Annotated in this window: 1 pseudogene; it reads left to right on the forward strand. The window is 32.3% G+C overall.

From position 1 onward, the window contains the following. Nucleotides 1–269 (forward strand): annotated as a pseudogene (locus KI686_RS16725) (MBOAT family O-acyltransferase); the annotation flags it as partial.

Raw genomic sequence — 269 nt, forward strand, 5'->3', positions numbered from 1 at the left:
GCATTTACAGCCTTTGTCAGTTTTTTTCCTCAATTAGTAGCAGGCCCAATAGAAAGAGCTTCACATTTATTACCACAGTTTTATATAAAACGTAAATTTGATTATAACAAAGCAGTTGACGGAATGCGTCAAATACTTTGGGGATTATTCAAGAAAATAGTAATTGCCGATAATTGTGCAGAATTTGCCAATCAAATATTTAATAATTCGGCAGAAATGAACGGAAGTACATTGTTCTTAGGAGCAATATTTTTCACGTTTCAGATTTA

Origin of the sequence: Polaribacter sargassicola, assembly GCF_021991835.1 — a bacterium.
GTDB classification, from domain to species: Bacteria; Bacteroidota; Bacteroidia; order Flavobacteriales; family Flavobacteriaceae; genus Polaribacter; species Polaribacter sargassicola.